At 67.5% G+C, this 15,334-nt stretch carries 15 protein-coding genes and 1 riboswitch; of the genes, 5 read left to right on the plus strand and 10 right to left on the minus strand.

The features are described from left to right. The 4 genes from ACSQ2B_RS12645 to ACSQ2B_RS12660 form a co-directional block, all read right to left on the minus strand. Positions 1-2,460, minus strand: coding sequence for a TonB-dependent receptor (locus ACSQ2B_RS12645; RefSeq protein WP_436050282.1), 2,460 nt, complete (start codon positions 2,458-2,460; stop codon positions 1-3). A gap of 557 nt (positions 2,461-3,017) precedes the next feature. Then, a complete protein-coding gene (locus tag ACSQ2B_RS12650) occupies positions 3,018-3,758 on the minus strand; it encodes an SDR family NAD(P)-dependent oxidoreductase (RefSeq protein WP_436050284.1) in 741 nt (246 codons plus the stop codon). Positions 3,759-3,769: 11 nt separating this feature from the next. After that, positions 3,770-4,162 carry an EthD domain-containing protein gene (locus ACSQ2B_RS12655; protein ID WP_436050285.1) on the minus strand — a complete coding sequence of 131 codons (393 nt, stop codon included), beginning with the start codon at positions 4,160-4,162 and terminating at the stop codon, positions 3,770-3,772. Between the two features lie 279 nt (positions 4,163-4,441). After that, the gene (locus ACSQ2B_RS12660; protein ID WP_436050286.1) at positions 4,442-5,017 is read right to left on the minus strand and encodes a TetR/AcrR family transcriptional regulator; all 576 of its coding nucleotides are present in this window, start codon (positions 5,015-5,017) and stop codon (positions 4,442-4,444) included. A gap of 197 nt (positions 5,018-5,214) precedes the next feature. Here ACSQ2B_RS12660 and ACSQ2B_RS12665 point away from each other — a divergent pair, with 197 nt between their 5' ends. Both ACSQ2B_RS12665 and ACSQ2B_RS12670 read left to right on the plus strand, forming a co-directional pair. Next, positions 5,215-5,472 carry a hypothetical protein gene (locus tag ACSQ2B_RS12665; protein ID WP_436050288.1) on the plus strand — a complete coding sequence of 86 codons (258 nt, stop codon included), beginning with the start codon at positions 5,215-5,217 and terminating at the stop codon, positions 5,470-5,472. Positions 5,473-5,553: 81 nt separating this feature from the next. Continuing rightward, positions 5,554-5,742 (plus strand): DUF3008 family protein, encoded by a 189-nt coding sequence (locus tag ACSQ2B_RS12670; RefSeq protein ID WP_436050290.1) that lies wholly within the window; start codon positions 5,554-5,556, stop codon positions 5,740-5,742. A 20-nt stretch (positions 5,743-5,762) separates the two neighbouring features. Here the strand turns inward: ACSQ2B_RS12670 and ACSQ2B_RS12675 are convergent, their stop codons facing one another. After that, the gene (locus tag ACSQ2B_RS12675; protein WP_436050292.1) at positions 5,763-7,550 is read right to left on the minus strand and encodes a long-chain-acyl-CoA synthetase; all 1,788 of its coding nucleotides are present in this window, start codon (positions 7,548-7,550) and stop codon (positions 5,763-5,765) included. 337 nt (positions 7,551-7,887) lie between these two features. Between ACSQ2B_RS12675 and ACSQ2B_RS12680 the strand changes: the two genes are divergently transcribed. After that, positions 7,888-8,700: a hypothetical protein gene (locus tag ACSQ2B_RS12680; protein WP_436050294.1), complete on the plus strand. Its 813-nt coding sequence runs from the start codon at positions 7,888-7,890 to the stop codon at positions 8,698-8,700. Positions 8,701-8,786: 86 nt separating this feature from the next. On the opposite strand, the gene ACSQ2B_RS12685 is transcribed toward ACSQ2B_RS12680, so the two are convergent. Together ACSQ2B_RS12685 and ACSQ2B_RS12690 are read right to left on the minus strand one after the other, a co-directional pair. Then, a complete protein-coding gene (locus tag ACSQ2B_RS12685; RefSeq protein WP_436050296.1) occupies positions 8,787-9,215 on the minus strand; it encodes an OsmC family protein in 429 nt (142 codons plus the stop codon). A 69-nt stretch (positions 9,216-9,284) separates the two neighbouring features. Continuing rightward, positions 9,285-10,823, minus strand: a complete 1,539-nt coding sequence (locus ACSQ2B_RS12690; RefSeq protein WP_436050298.1) for a catalase — start codon at positions 10,821-10,823, stop codon at positions 9,285-9,287. A gap of 270 nt (positions 10,824-11,093) precedes the next feature. Between ACSQ2B_RS12690 and ACSQ2B_RS12695 the strand changes: the two genes are divergently transcribed. Continuing rightward, positions 11,094-11,303 carry a hypothetical protein gene (locus ACSQ2B_RS12695; protein ID WP_436050299.1) on the plus strand — a complete coding sequence of 70 codons (210 nt, stop codon included), beginning with the start codon at positions 11,094-11,096 and terminating at the stop codon, positions 11,301-11,303. Between the two features lie 132 nt (positions 11,304-11,435). On the opposite strand, the gene ACSQ2B_RS12700 is transcribed toward ACSQ2B_RS12695, so the two are convergent. Together ACSQ2B_RS12700 and thiC are read right to left on the minus strand one after the other, a co-directional pair. Then, entirely contained in the window at positions 11,436-11,747 is a 312-nt protein-coding gene (locus ACSQ2B_RS12700; protein WP_436050301.1) for a CC_3452 family protein, read from the minus strand. A gap of 162 nt (positions 11,748-11,909) precedes the next feature. Continuing rightward, positions 11,910-13,760, minus strand: a complete 1,851-nt coding sequence (gene thiC, locus ACSQ2B_RS12705; RefSeq protein ID WP_436050303.1) for a phosphomethylpyrimidine synthase ThiC — start codon at positions 13,758-13,760, stop codon at positions 11,910-11,912. Positions 13,761-13,803: 43 nt separating this feature from the next. Further along, a riboswitch (TPP riboswitch) is annotated at positions 13,804-13,911 on the minus strand. A 100-nt stretch (positions 13,912-14,011) separates the two neighbouring features. On the opposite strand from thiC, the gene ACSQ2B_RS12710 reads away from it, so the two are divergent. After that, complete coding sequence (locus ACSQ2B_RS12710; RefSeq protein ID WP_436050305.1) at positions 14,012-14,458, plus strand: DUF6491 family protein; 447 nt, start codon at positions 14,012-14,014, stop codon at positions 14,456-14,458. Here ACSQ2B_RS12710 and ypfJ read toward each other — a convergent pair. Beyond that, the gene (gene ypfJ, locus ACSQ2B_RS12715) at positions 14,455-15,306 is read right to left on the minus strand and encodes a KPN_02809 family neutral zinc metallopeptidase (RefSeq protein ID WP_436050307.1); all 852 of its coding nucleotides are present in this window, start codon (positions 15,304-15,306) and stop codon (positions 14,455-14,457) included. The genes ACSQ2B_RS12710 and ypfJ overlap by 4 nt on opposite strands. Between the last annotated feature and the right edge of the window lie 28 nt (positions 15,307-15,334).

A 15,334-nucleotide genomic window follows, 5' to 3' on the forward strand; every position in this document is an offset into this window, starting at 1 on the left:
TCAGGCGCCGAAGCGGTACCGCAGACGGACGCCGTACATCCGCGGCGGCCCGATCAGCACCCCCTCGAAGCCGGCCGAATTGAAGGAGCTGAGCACCCCCACCGGATAGATCTCGTTCGTCACATTGGTCGCGAAGAGCGAGACGTCGATCGGCCGCCCTGTGACGTTCTTCCAGTCCAGATTGAGATTGAGCAGGTCGGTCGCCGGCAGGCGGTAGAGCGGAGACGCCGCGGCGCCCGTCGCATTCTGCTTGTCGGTGTGTACGAAGGTCGCTCCGACGGAGATGTCGCCCAGGTCCTCGGCGAGCGGCAGCCTGTAGCTGGCGGAGGCGGTTACGCGGTTCTTGGGCGAGAACGACAGGTCCCCGCCCACCTGAGCCGTTGCGATGATCTGCGAAAACGGACTGTCGGCGGGCAAGGTCGGAAGCGAGATCGCCTTCAACGTCGTGTTGAGATAGGCGTACCCGAGATCGAGGGTGAAGCGCTCGTACCGGAAGGACGCATCGACCTCGGCGCCCCAGATGCGCGACTTGCCGGCGTTGACGATGGCCGCGCCGCCGGCGAGTCCGCTCTCGGGCTTGGCGATCAGGTTGGCCGTGATCTGCTGATCGGTGAAGTCATTGTAGAAGCCGGAGACGTTGAAGACGCCGCGCACCGGCCCTGCCGCCCAGGAGGTCTTCGCGCCCCCCTCATAGGTATTGACCTTCTCCGGCCCCCAGGCTTCGAGGCCGACGTTGGTCATGTTGATCCCGCCCTGGCGGTAGCCGCGGGACCATTTGGCGTAGAGCAGGACGTCGTCGGTCGGCTTGTAATCGAGGCCGAGCAGCCACGTGGGCTTTTTCGACTTCGTCTTGATCTGGAAGTGGCACGCTGACGTGTCGCCGACCACCAGCGGATCCGGCGAGCTCCCCGCATCCGGGCCGTCCGGCACGTTGAAGCGCAGGGTGTCGTTGCAGACGATGTCCTGGAAGCCGCCGACAGCGCCCGGCCGGACCCGAATCCGGGTGTTCTCGCTGACGCCCCGGGTCTTGTCGATGGTGTAGCGGATGCCGGCCGTCAGGCTCAGCTGGTCGGTCAGCTTGTAGCTGCCCTGGGCGTAGAAACCCTTGTTGTTGAAGTAGGTCTCGGTCTTTGACGCCGAGATCTGACCGCCGCCCGTCGGATTGAGGCACTGCACCGCCCGGATGTCCGTGCAGCTGAGCAGGATCGCCGTGTTGCCTTGGCTCCAGCCGGTCGGATTGCTGATCTCGAGATAGGCGCCGGCCTGCCAGACCAGCTTGTCATCGGGGGTTCGCCCCTGGAACTGGAGCTCCTCGGTGAAGGTGGACTGGGCCGCCTGGGCCCCGGTCGGAGCCGGATTGAGCAGGATGTAGTTGAACGGCCGGCCGGCGAACACGAAATTTTCGCCGTTCAGGCTGAAGCTGGAGCGCTCCTGGAATTCCGCATAGCTCACGATGTTCTTGATCGTGAGGGTGTCGCTCACGTTCCAGGTCGTGGTGTTGATGCCCTGGACTTGACGCAGGTCGATGAGCGGCTTGGGGTTGTTGATCTCGACATCGCGCATGCCGTCGCCGCGCGCCGCCTGCCGGGCGATCTGGCCGCAGGCGAGCGGGCCCAGGAGAGCGGCGGCGCCCACGCCGCCGGTTTGCCGACACGCCAGGAGGCGCGGGGCGTAGCCGTGTGAGAACGAGTTGTTGTAGCTGAATATCGTATAGTTCTCGAGGTTCTCCGCCAGATCCGCGACGATGCTGAAACGTGCGGCCCAGTAGTTGGTGTCGTTGTAGTCTTTCGGCCCGATGCCGGATTGGTTCTTCATGTAGCCTTCGCGCTGCATCCGGTCGACGCCGAGCCGCACGCGAAGGGTTTCCGCCAGCGGCACGTTCACGACGGCCTGCGTGCGCCACATGTCGTAGTTGCCCGCCGAGCCTTCGACATAGCCTTCGAAGCGGTCGGTCGGCTTCTGCGGCACCAGGATCACCGCGCCGCCCGTGGTGTTACGCCCGAACAGCGTGCCCTGGGGCCCTTTCAGCACCTGCACGTTCTGCAGGTCGAAGAAGGCGCCCGGCATGGCGGTGTTGCCGGACGTGGTTCCGCCCTGGGCGCGCGGGACCACCACGTCCGCGAAATAGACCCCGACCGACGGAGACGTGCCCGCCTCCTGGGTGAAGCCGCGGATGACGAAGGAGCTCTTTTCCGAACCGAACCGCTGGTTGGTCGTCAGCGACGGCGTGTAGGCCGCAAGGTCGGTTGGGCTGACGATGTTCCGCTGGGTGAGCTGTTCCTGGTTGAACACCGTGATCGAGATCGGGACGTCCTGCAGGCGCTCCTGCACCCGCCGGGCGGTCACGACGACCTCGCCCAAAGTCCCGCCAGTGTCCTGCGCAAACGCAGGGGCCCCGCCGCAGAGCGCCGCCGCGGCCGTCGTCAAATAGAGCGCAGCTCTTCCGAGGTTTGTTTTCATCTGTTCCTCCCTGGCATGGTTGTTTTGTCTTGCGCCGGGGGCTTGTGCCCTCGGTCGTCGTCTTGCGAAGCCAAACCGACGCGGCCGGGTGACATCGGCGACCGCCGCTCACCCGGCCGCACGTCAATCAAAGCCTCGCCTGAGTGAGTGTGTATTCGACCCGTTCCCACGGAGGGCCTGTCGCAGCGCGCCGGCTCTCGGGCGCGGCGACGAAGGCCAAAAGACCGCTGGGCTGAGTCGCAACCGCAACTCTCGGTCTGAATGCTTCGTCTCCCCTGCAACTAACAGTCTTTCAGACGAGGCGTCTGAGGCGCGCCCCTATTACAGCGCGGAAATAGGCGCGTGTTTTTCTGAGGGGTCAAACGTCTTTTGCGACGATTCGGGTTCGCAATTCCGAATATCTCGCCGCGATGCGGGATCGACACAGTCGTCCGCGCTGCGGCTTCGAGCCCGGCTTCGAGGCGGCGAAGGCGACGCGAAACCGCTAACACCTTCGCCTGACGCGGGCCTAGGTCACCGCCTCCACTCCGACGATGGTGGTGCGGTGCATGGCGCCTTCAGTAGATGACGCGGCCGCCATTCACCCCGAAGGTCTGGCCGGTGATGTAGCCGGCCGCTTCCGAGGCCAGGAACGAGCAGGCCGCGGCGATGTCCTCGGGCTGGCCGGCGCGCTTCATCGGCGAGATGGCGGCGATCTCGTCCACGTCGATCGGCGAGGCCCGGGTCATCGGCGTGTCGATGAAGCCGGGCGGGATGTTGTTGACGGTGATCCCGCGCGCCGCGAACTCCTGCGCCAGCGTCTTGGTGAGCGCGATGATCCCGCCCTTCGAGGAGGAATAATGCGCCATGCCGACGGCGCCGGTCTGGGCGGACGAGGACGAGATGTTGACGATCCGGCCCCAGCCGGCCGCCAGCATGTCGGGGATCACGGCCTGGGTCAGGAAGAACGGACCCATGAGGTTGATCCGGTAGATCCGCTCAAGCTCCTCGGGGGTGATCTCGAGGAACGGCTTGAAGCCGGTGATTCCGGCGTTGTTGACCAGGACCAGCACCGGACCCAGATCGGCGCGGATGCGAGCGAGGGTCTGCTCAATCGCCGCCCGGTCGGCGGCGTCTCCGACATAGGCGACCGCCCGGCCGCCCTCGGCCTCGATGGTGCGGACGGTTTCGCCGGCGCCCTCGGCGTTCAGATCCCAGACGGCGACCGCTGCGCCGTCGCGCGCCAGCTGGACCGCGCAGGCGCGCCCCAGTCCGCTGCCGGCGCCCGTCACCACCGCCGTCCTGCCCTTCAGAGACATGCCTCGCCCCCTTACGTGTTCGCCGCGCCGACGGCGGCGAGGTCGGTTTCACATTCCACGAGCGTGACGAAGCGGCTCTTCGTCCGATCGAACAGCCGATATTCATCCTCGAGGATTTCCGGCGGCAGCTCTCCGCGCTCCGAGATGGCGACGACCTGCTTGAAGATGGCCGGGTCGTCGAACCAGAGCTCGGTGATGACGTCGAACGGCAGCTCGTCGGCGACGCCCGTCCGCGCATCGACCATCGGCTCGATATAGCGGCGCTGATAGCGCTGGGCGCCGACCATATAGCCGGCGCAGAGCTTGGCGTGGTTCTCTTCGTAGTAGGCGCGGAAGTCGGCCACGCTCATGCCGGGCCGGCGCTTCAGGAAGATCAGGACCTTGTAGCTTGGAGCGGATGACAACTGGCTTCTCCCTGGCGTTCGCGCCAGGTCAGCGCCCGACGCCATGTTCTTGAAATGGCCGGCCGGGCGCGCGCCCGTTGCGCCGCGGAGGCGATCGGGTCGCCTTGCTCGGCTTGTTCGCTCTCGACGCTCACGACGCTTCCTCGTCCACGCGGCCCGCGATGCTGCCCTGCAGAACGTGCCGCGAGGGGTGCGGTCCAATGCTGTACACCTTCTCAGCATTTTGCCGGCGGTCAAGAGGCTGCCTGCACCGCCCCCGTCGCCGAGCGCGCGGCGCGGCTACTCGGACGCCGCGCCGGCGGTGGGTTCGAGGTAGTCGAGGAAGGTCTCGACCATGCTGCGAAGCTCGGCGTGGGCGACGTTGACGCCCAACTCCGTCTCCATCACCAGCGCCCGCGAGATCGCCGCCATCAGCAGCACCATGGCGCCTGGAGGACAGGCCGCCGCGTCGATGCCGCGATTGTCCAGGGCCTTCGCCACGGCGGCGGCCTGAAGGTTGCGGAAACGCTCCGCCGCCCGCGCAATTTCCGCGCGCAAGGTTTCGCGGTGGCTGCCGATGGCGATGAACTCCATCATGCGTTTGGTGTCGGATCGGTTGGCGTGCAGCCGCCACAGCGCCTTCAACGGCTGGGGGTCGGACAGCGCGCGCTCATGCTGTTCGAAGTCCTGTTCGCAGGCGCGCTGAAACACCGCGACGATCAGCTCGTCCATGGTCTGGAAATAGTAGTGAACGAGTTGCGGCTTCAGCCCGGCCCGCTCGGCCACGCGCCGCGCGCTGATGGCGTGATAGCCCTCCTCGGTCAGCAGCAGGTCGGCGGCCTCAATCAGAAGATTTCGGGTCTTCGAGCTCTTCACGCCTAATCTTCGGCTGGACGCCACCGCCACCTCCGCCCCGGAACCTGAGAAGGCCAATAGATCGAAACGGAACAAGCTGACTACCCGCCAGCGCGAGCCGGTCGAGGTGAGACGGAGGCATGGCGACGCCGGGCCGGGACACAAAAGCGTCGCGGGCGGCGGCTAATTTAGCTGCGGACTTCGGAGGCTTGAGTCTCATGGACTTCGTGAAGTTACGGCGGACCTTCATCTGGGGCGCCGCCGCCACGGCCTTCGCCCTGTGCTGGGCCGGGGCGATCTCGTCCTTCGGGATGACCGGCCTCTACGTCGGCTGGATCGCCGCCGCGATCGTGGCGCCGCTGGCGGCGGTGCTGGTGTCCTTCCTCTGGACCATCGTCGCCCTGACCGTGCTGCTCGGCTGGCACGTCCATGCCTCGGAGCGCGGCGGGTCGTTCGGCTCGCGAGCCTCGGCCTGAGCCTCCGCGCCTCGCCGTGACGAGGCCGTGAAACTGTTCGGGGCGTTCGTCGTTGGTGGGGGCGAAGAGAGGAGCCCCCTCATGCCCGCCAAGTCCAAGTCCCAGCAGAAGGCGGCCGGCGCCGCACTCTCCATCAAGCGTGGCGAGACGCCGAAATCCAAGGCCCGCGAACCGTCCAAGCACATGGCTGAATCCATGAGCGAGGCGGAACTCGAGGAAATGGCCTCGACCAAGCGCAAGGGCAAACCCGAGCACGTCGCACGGTCCTGAGAGCCGCGCCCTGAGAGCAGTCAGACCTTCAACAGGCCGGCGGCGATCTTGTCGTAGAGGGCCTTGGTGATCTTCACATAGCCGCGCTTGGGGTCGTGGAAGAACAGCGGCCCCCGCACCTTGGCCGGATCGTAGCCGTCGGCGACGAGATCCATCTTGCGCACCTTGAAGGTGCCGGTGGTCTCGATGGCCGGCGCGATCCGCACGAACAAGGGCTGCGAGAAGGACGGCAGCTCATGTGCGACATGACCGCCGAAGGCGTTGATGTCGAAGTTCTCGTCGACCACCAGGGCGGCCATGCCGGCGCGACCCTCGGCCCCCTCCACCGCCACGCCGTAGACATTGGCCTGCAGGACGCCAGGGGCCGCCTGCAGGCGTTCGGCCACCTCGTTGGTCGAGACGTTCTCGCCCTTCCATCGGAAGGTGTCGCCGATCCGGTCAACGAAATAGAGATAGCCGTCGGCGTCCATGCGCATCAGGTCGCCGGTGGCGAACCAGGCGTCGCCCTTCTCGAAGACGTCGTGCAGGACCTTCTTTTCCGAGGCGGCCTTGTCGACATAGCCGGTGTACTCGGTGCGCGCGCCGCCGCCGATTTGGCCGATGCACTCGCCGACCTGGCCGGGCCCGGCCTCGACGCAGAAGCCGTTTGTACCGCGAACCGGCTTCTCCGCCTCCACGTCGAACTGGATGACGCGCACGTTGAAGCGGCTGCGCAGCCACTTCGGCGCGCGGCCGACCGCGCCTTCCCGGCCGTCGAAGTTGAACAGGCTGACGTTGCCTTCCGTCGAGCCGTAGAACTCCAGGATCTCGGGAATGCGGAAACGCTGCTTCATCACCGGCCAGATGTCCGGCCGCAATCCGTTGCCGAACGCCATCCGCAGCTTGTGCCGGCCCTCCTGGTCGCTCGGCGGCTGGTTCACCAGGTAGCGGCAAAGCTCGCCGATATAGACGAACATGGTGCAGCCTTCGGCCGCCACCTCCTCCCAGAAGTGGCTGGCGGAGAAGCGCCGCTTGAGCACCACCGACCCGCCGTTCAGCAGGGCCGCCCCCAGGGCGCAGAGGCCGCCGGTGGCGTGATAGAGCGGCAGGGCGACATAGATCCGGTCGCTCTCCCGCGCATTGGTCGAGCCGGCGAAGCCGCGCATGTAGAGCTGGCCGCGGACGTTGGTGATCCGCGCCGCCTTGGGCATGCCCGTGGTGCCGGAGGTGAAGATCAGCAGCAGGGTGTCGCGGGCCCTCAGATCCTCGCGCACCCGCCGGTCCGGGGGCAGCTGGCTGCAGCTCTTCAGCGCCTGCACGAGGTCGCGCTGCTCGCCGTGCGCCGGCCCCAGCACCCACTGCGGCAGCGGCCTGTCCAGCAACGGACGGGCGGCGTCGAAAACCATCGCCGTCTCGGGATCGAGCACCACGTGGCTCGCGCCGGAGATGTTCAGGCAGTGGGCCAGCGGCAGGCCCGCCAGCTGGTTGTTGATCAGCGCCGTGACCACGCCGATCTTCGACAGGCCGTACCAGATGGCGAAGTATTCAATGCGGTTGGGCATGAACAGCGCGACCGTCTGGCCGCGCCGCAGATTGAGGCTCTTCCCCCAGTGGGCGAACCGGTTGGCCAGGGCGTCGAGCTCGCCATAGGTCAGCGTCCGGCCCTCGAAGGTGAGCGCCGGCCGGCCGCGCCACTTGGCGACGGCGGCTTCGAGATCGTCGCAGAGCAGGTTGTCGGAGCCGGGCTCTATCGACTTCACGCGCGAGAGCGTCCGGCTCAGACCACGCAGAAAACGCCACTCGCGCTGGAGCCTTGCCTGCAGGCGCATCCTCTCCTCCGACTTGGATCAGGAGCTTGGCGGCGCGTCGCTCGCCGGGTCAAGCGCCAGGCGGTCGCGGGGCGCATCGGACCTGAAGGCCCCGGACAGGCGGCGAAGAAGTTTTCCCCAGTCGCGCCACAGGGGAATTTGCCACCCACGGAGATCATCCAACGCCGGCTGAGATACCGAAAATTGCCTGATAGTTTTCTATAGTATTATCAGGAATATAATTCCGCCTCTCTTGCGGACCTAAAGTCGGAAATGGCCCCGCTTGCCTGCACACCATTCGGAACCTCCGGCGCAGTGAGCCGTTTGACTGCCCAACACTATTTGGGAGAGACACAAAATGCCTGTGGACTTCAGCAGCCCCGAGGGGGGCGTCCCCCTTCAGAACGACGGCGTCATGTTCGCGCCGACCCCGCTGTGGGACCGCGATGTCAAGAAGCGTCGCGGCCGCCGCGACGCCTCGAGCCGCGCAGCCCGCGATCCGGCGATCACCGCCGCGGAGCCAAGCGAGGCCGTCTATGCGCCCCAGTCCGCCGCCGAGCGGACGGCCACGCGCCGCCGCGGCGTCCCGACCGGGGCGATCGCCGCCGGCTTGGCCGCGGTCGTCGCAGCCGGCGCCATCGGCTGGTATGCAAGCCAACCGCGCAACGCCGGCGTGGCGGAGCTGACGCCCGGCGCCACGGCCACCAGCCAGGCCGCCCTGAACACTGCGCCCGTCATCACGGCGCCCCTGAACACCGCTGCGCCGCCGAGCGTGAGTCCGCTGGCCGCGGCCGCGCCCCCGGCGACTCAGACGGCCTCGACCACGCGTGAGACCGCCAAGACCACCACCACGCGCGCCTCGACGCCTGCCGTGACACAGCGGAGCCGCACGACCACGGTCGCTGCACGCGCGCCGACGCCGCGGGTCCGTCCGGCGGAGAGCAACAGCGCCCTGGACGCCGGGGTGAACGCCGGCGCCACCGCGCCGATGATCTCGACGCCGGCCCCAACGCCCGCACCGGCGATGGCGTCCGCGATGGATTCGGTCCCCGTCAGCCCGGTCGCCCCGACGGCGCCGGTGACGAGCGCGCCGAGCGCCGTCACGCCACAACCGGCCGCCCCGGCGCCGGCCGATCCGGCGCTGTCGAGCGACCCGACGGTCACGCCTTAGATCGCGCGCCGTCGCTCAGCCGAGGCCAAATGAGAAGGGCGGCTCCCATCGGGGGCCGCCCTTTCGCCTTGTCCGACGTCGCGCCCTCAGCTGGCGATCAGCTGGGCCTCGAGGGTGATCTCGGCGTTGAGCACCTTGGACACCGGGCAGTTCTTCTCCGCCCCGTGCGCCAGCTCCTGGAACTTCGCCCCGTCGATCCCCGGGATCTTCGCCCGGAGCGTGAGCGCTGAGCGGCTGATCTTGAAGCCGTCGCCGTCGGGATCGAGGGTCACGGCGGCTTCGGTGTGGATCTCGTCGGCGGTGAAACCGGCCGCCTGCAGGCCGAAGGCCAGCGCCATGCTGAAGCAGCCGGCGTGGGCCGCCGCGATCAGCTCTTCGGGGTTGGTTCCCGGCTCATTCTCGAAGCGCGTCTTGAAGCCGTAGGGATTGTCCGAGAGCACCCCGGACTGGGTGGTGAGCGCGCCGGTCCCGTTCCGGCCGTCGCCCTTCCAAACCGCATTGGCCTTGCGGATCATGGGTCGTCCTTTCAGCAGATGGAGAGAGAGGCGGGAGCATAGCCCCGCCCCTCCCAACGCCCGAGACGCCTATTCGGCCGCCGCGCGCGCCGGCAGGCCCAGGCCGTCCGCCACCCGCTGGCCGTACTCAGCGTCCGCGGCGGTGAAATGGCCGACCATCCGTTCCTGGATGTCGCGGTTGCACTGCGACAGGGCGTCGACCAGGTTCTTCACCAGCTCGTCCCGCTCCCAGGGCTCGAAGGCGCGGTAACGCTCGCCGGCCTGGGCGAAGTTGTTCGGCCGGCTGAGCGGCTGGCGGCCGACATGGCCGGCCACGTAGGGACGCGGCGGCGGGCCGGCAGGCGCCTGTTGGGTCAGGCCGTTGCGGCTGGAGGGCTCGTAGTTGACGTGCGGATTGGCGCCCCTGGCCGCCGCCTCCGAGCCGCGGAAGTCCATCTGACCGCCCGACTGGTTGGTCGCGTAGGGACAGCGCGGCGCGTTGATCGGCAGCTGCAGATAGTTCGGCCCGACCCGATGCCGCTGGGTGTCGGAATAGGCGAAGGTCCGCCCCTGCAGCAGCTTGTCGTCCGAGAAGTCGATCCCGTCGACGAGCACGCCGGTTCCGAACGCCACCTGCTCCACCTCGGCGTGATAGTTCACCGGGTTGCGATCCAGGACGATGCGGCCGACCGGCAGCAACGGGAACTGGTCTTCCGGCCACAGCTTGGTCGGGTCCAGCGGATCCCAGTCGAGCTCGGAGTGCTCATCGTCGCTCATCACCTGGATGGACATCTCCCATTCCGGAAAGTCGCCCCGGGCAATGGCGTCATAGAGGTCGCCGGTGGCGTGGTTGAAGTCGCGCCCCTGGATTTCCGCGGCCTGCTCGGAGGTCAGGTTCTTCACCCCCTCCTTGGGCTGGAAGTGGAACTTCACCAGCTGCGTCCGCCCCTCGGCGTCCACCAGCTTATAGGTGTTCACCCCCGAGCCCTGCATGTGACGGTAGTCGGCGGGGATGCCCCAGGGCGAGAAGACCCAGGTGACCATATGGGTCGCCTCGGGCGTCAGGCTCAGGAAGTCGAACACCCGGTTCGGATCCTGGCGGTTGTGCACCGGGTCCGGCTTGAAGGCATGGACCATGTCCGGGAACTTGATCGGGTCGCGGATGAAGAAGACCTTCAGGTTGTTGCCGACCAGGTCCCAGTTGCCCGCCTCGGTGTAGAACTTGAGGGCGAAACCGCGCGGGTCGCGCAGGGTCTCCGGCGAATGGCCGCCGTGAACCACCGTCGAGAAGCGGATGAAGACCGGCGTGCGCTTGCCCTTCTCCTGGAACAGCTGGGCGCGCGTGTAGTTCGACACCGGCGCGTCGCCGGCCGTCCCGTAGGCTTCGAACCAGCCGTGCGCCGCCGCGCCGCGGGCATGGACCACGCGCTCGGGAATCCGCTCACGGTCGAAGTGGCCGATCTTCTCGAGGAACTGATAGTCCTCCAGAACCAGCGGTCCGCGGTCGCCGACCGAGCGGGTGTTCTGGTTGTCGTAGACCGGGTGGCCCTGGCGGTTGGTCAGCGGCGCCGACCGGCCGGGCTCCTGGGCGTTGTGCGAGCCGCCTTGGCCGCGAGTTCCGTCCGCCATGATCGTTCCTCCGTGCAGATGGCTGTCCATCTGGAAAACCCCGCGCCCGGCATGACCCGGTCCCGAGGACGGAGAGATCTATGCCCCGCCGGACCCTTAAGCATCAAATCGATTGTTCCAGCGATTTGGATCGTAAAAACCTATGATGCACCGCAACAGAAATCCGCGACTGCGCGTCCGCGCCGCATAGCGCGATGCTGTGGAAACGGTTAGGAGGTTAAGTCTCACCCTCACGTCGCCAACTGACCCGCCACAGGGAGCGCCGCCACCATGATTTCGTCCAAGGAAGCCGCCGAATGGGGATCGGCCATCATGGTCTTCGCCTCAGGCGCCATGGCCGGCCACTACGCCTCGCTCGGCATGACGCCCGTACAGTGGGCGGGCGCGGCCGCCGCCGTGCTGGGCTCGGTGACCGTGGCGGTTGTGATCCGCATCTGGCCGGCGAAGGCGCCCGCCGGGAACCCGTCGCGCCGCGACTAGGACGGCGAGAGCGGCGGTCGACCGCCGCTCATGTCGTCTCCGAAACAAAAAAGAACGCCCGCTCGCGCGGGCGTTCTTGTTTTTCAGGCTTGTAACCAGGAGGGGCCGCCTCAGCGGCCCCGTGGCGCAGACCTACTTCTTCGCCGATGCGTTGCAGCTGGTGATCTGCTCGGCCGACAGCTGCTTGGACGCGGGGCCGAAGCTGCTGACCGGACCCATCTGACGGGCGAGATCCTTGCAACCGCGGAGCGAGGCGGTGTCCGCCGACGGGGCGCGCGCGGCGCAGACGTCACCGAGGCATTCGAACACCGCGCCGCCGGCGACAGGCTTCGCCGCGCTCTTGCCGGGAGCCTGCAGCTTGGCGACAACCGGTTCAGCCAGCGCGCTGGTGGCGATCGCGCCAGCGGCGACAGCCATGAGCACTGCGGTGAGACGGAACTTCATAGTCTTCCCCTTAAAATCGAAAATATCTCGGCCCCTCGGGCGCGCGAAAGCAGCGGTCCCGTACACCAAAAGCGCTGGAAGGCGCCCTAGGTTTTTTTTCGCAAACACGAAATATCGTCTTGGCGTTCACGAGGTGATCGCCCGGTGATCAAAAGCGGGAAATCAGCCGCCCGGCGGCACCGGAACCAGGATCTCCCCGCCCGACTCGCGGAACTTCCGCGCCATCTCGTCGAGGTTGGCGGCAAGCTCCTGCGGGGCCACGTCGTTCTGCGAACGGGCCGCCTCGCGGATGTCCTGGCTGATCTTCATCGAGCAGAACTTCGGACCGCACATCGAGCAGAAGTGGGCGGTCTTCATCGCCTCCTTCGGCAGGGTCTCGTCGTGGTACAGGCGCGCCGTCTCCGGATCGATGCCGAGGTTGAACTGGTCCTCCCAGCGGAACTCGAACCGCGCGCGGGAGATGGCGTCGTCCCAAGCCCGGGCGGTCGGATGCCCCTTGGCGAGGTCGGCGGCGTGGGCGGCGAGCTTGTAGGTCATCACGCCCACCTTCACGTCGTCCCGGTTCGGCAGCCCCAGGTGCTCCTTCGGGGTGACGTAGCAAAGCATCGCCGTGCCGAACCAGCCGATCATCGCCGCCCCGATCGCCGAGGTGATGTGGTCGTAGCCGGGCGCCACGTCCGTCGTGAGCGGGCCCAAGGTGTAGAAGGGGGCCTCGCCACAGACCTTGAGCTGCTTGTCCATGTTGGCCTTGATCTTGTGCATCGGCACGTGGCCGGGCCCTTCGATCATCACCTGCACATTGTGTTTCCAGGCGATCTGGGTGAGCTCGCCCAGCGTCTCCAACTCGCCGAACTGCGCCGCGTCGTTGGCGTCGGCGATACAGCCCGGACGCAGGCCGTCGCCAAGGCTGAACGACACGTCGTACGCCTTCATGATCTCGCAGATGTCTTCGAAGTGCTCGTAGAGGAAGTTCTCCTTATGGTGCGCCAGGCACCACTTGGCCATGATCGAGCCGCCGCGTGACACGATCCCGGTGACGCGCGAGGCGGTGAGCGGCACATAGGCCAGCCGCACGCCGGCGTGGATGGTGAAGTAGTCGACGCCCTGCTCGGCCTGTTCGATCAGGGTGTCGCGGAAGACCTCCCAGGTCAGGTCCTCGGCGACGCCGTTCACCTTTTCCAGCGCCTGGTAGATCGGCACCGTGCCGATCGGCGCGGGGCTGTTGCGGACGATCCAGTCACGGATGTTGTGGATGTTGCGGCCGGTGGACAGGTCCATGACCGTGTCGGCGCCGCAGCGGATGGACCACACCATCTTATCCACCTCGTCGGAGACGTGGGACAGGACCGCCGAGTTGCCGATGTTGGCGTTGATCTTCACCAGGAAGTTGCGGCCGATGATCATCGGCTCGAGCTCGGTGTGATTGATGTTGGCCGGGATGATGGCGCGGCCGCGGGCGATCTCGTCGCGCACGAACTCAGGCGTGCAGAAGTCCGGGATCTCGGCGCCGAAATCCTCGCCGTCGCGGATGAAGGCGTCGCCTTGCTGGCGGCGCAGGTTCTCGCGAATGGCGACGTATTCCATCTCCGGGGTGATGATCCCGCGACGGGCGTATTCGAGCTGGGTGACGTTGGCGCCGGCCTTGGCGCGGTAGACGCGGCGCGGCGCGGTGAACAGCGGCGCCAGGTGCTCGCCCTTGGCGAAGCCATTGTCCTCGGGCTTCACCTCGCGTGGGTTCTCGACGATCTCGACGTCGCCGCGGGAGACCACCCAGGGCTCGCGGGTGCGCGACAGGCCCTTGTCGATGTCGATGGTCACGGTCGGATCGGTGTAGGGCCCCGAAGGGTCGTACAGCGTCAGGGCCGGCTCATTCGCGCTCGGATGCACGGCGACTTCGCGGAACGGGACGCGGATGTCGGGCCACAGCACGCCGGGCTGATAGACCTTCTTCGATCCGGGCCGTTCGCCGGTCGGAATCGCGGCGGCTTCGAGATTTCCGGTGGGCTTGTTCATGACGCGCGGCCTCGCTCAGTCAAAAGCGGATCTGTGGCGAGGATGGAAAACGCGCTTCCTTCCCTTCGCCGGCATGACCCGGATCAGGTTCGACGGGTCGCGGGCTTACCCGCCTCTCAGCCGCTTAAGCACGGCCCCCCGAGGAGGCGCGAACGTTAAGCCCAGCGCGCCGGCGAAGCCAGCCTTTTCCGAACGAATTGCATGCCGGACCAGGCGGCGCCTTACTTGCGGAAAGGCTCAGGAGGAAACCCATGAAGCTCGCGTTCGCAGGCCTGATCGGCGCAGCCGGCGCGCTGGCGGCCTGCACCGGCTATCCGCCCCCGCCTCCGCCCGGGCCGCAGCTCGCCCCGATCGCCGCCGCAGATCCGCCGCTCGCCGACGGCTGCTTCCGCACGCGCGAGATCAACGGCCACCAGGTCGCCGACGACCACACCCTCTACATCCGGGTCGCCAACCGCGACGTCTATCGCCTGGAAATGGCGGGAAGCTGCCTGGCGGGCGCGTCCTCGTCCGATCCGCTGGTGATGCGCGAACCGCCGGGCGTCCCCTACGCCTGCCGCCCCATTGACCTCGACATCTCCATCGCCCGCGGCGGTCTCGGCATGGGCGGGGTGACGCCGACACCGTGCATCGTCCAGTCAATGACGCGGCTGACGCCGGCCGAGGTCGCGGCCCTGCCCCCGCGCCTTCGCCCCTAGAGCTGGTCGGTCCCAAAGGTGTCGCAGGCGGCCGGATCGCCGCTCTGCGCGCCGGCGCGGAACCAGCGCGTCCGCTGGGCGGAGCTGCCATGGGTGAAGCTGTCCGGCGCCACCCGGCCGCCGGTCTGTTTCTGCAGAGTGTCGTCGCCCACCGCGGCCGCCGCGCGCAGCCCGTCCTCAATGTCGCTGGGATCGAGCGCCACCTGGCCGTTCGAGACCGCGGACGCGTGCGCCGCCCAGACGCCGGCGTAGCAGTCGGCCTGAAGCTCCAGCCGGACCGAGCCGCTCTCGGCGCCGCGCGCGCCCATCCGCTGGGCGGTCTCGTCGGCGCCGAGCAGGTGCTGCACGTGGTGGCCCATCTCGTGGGCGATAACATAGGCCTTGGCCGCGTCGCCGCCGGCGCCGAACCGGCCCGCCAGCTCGTCCCAGAAGGCGAGGTCGAGATAGATCTTCCGGTCGCTCGGACAATAGAAGGGGCCCATGGCCGACTGGCCCAGGCCACAGCCGGTTCCGGTCGACTGGGTGTAGAGCACCACCGCCGCCGGCGGCCGGTAGCTGCGGTTCTCCTGGCGGAAGATCGGGGTCCAGACATCGCTGACGTTGGTCGAGACCACGTCGACGAACTGGCCCGCACTGTCGGAGACGCGCCCCTGCACGCCCTGTTGCTGCTCGACCGGCGCGCCGGCGCCGCCGACGGCGTTGAGCGTGGTCGTCGGACTGATGCCGAAGACGAAATAGCCGATCAGCGCGAGCACCACGCCGCCGACGCCCACCCCGCCAACGCCGACCGAGCCCATGCCCCGACGGTCCTCAATGCCCCCCGACTGGCGGCCGCCCTGCCAACGCATCTCGCCCTCGCTCTGTTGAAGCTCAGCC

It is taken from the genome of Phenylobacterium sp. LjRoot225, assembly GCF_964252855.1.
In the GTDB taxonomy this organism is placed as follows: domain Bacteria; phylum Pseudomonadota; class Alphaproteobacteria; order Caulobacterales; family Caulobacteraceae; genus Phenylobacterium.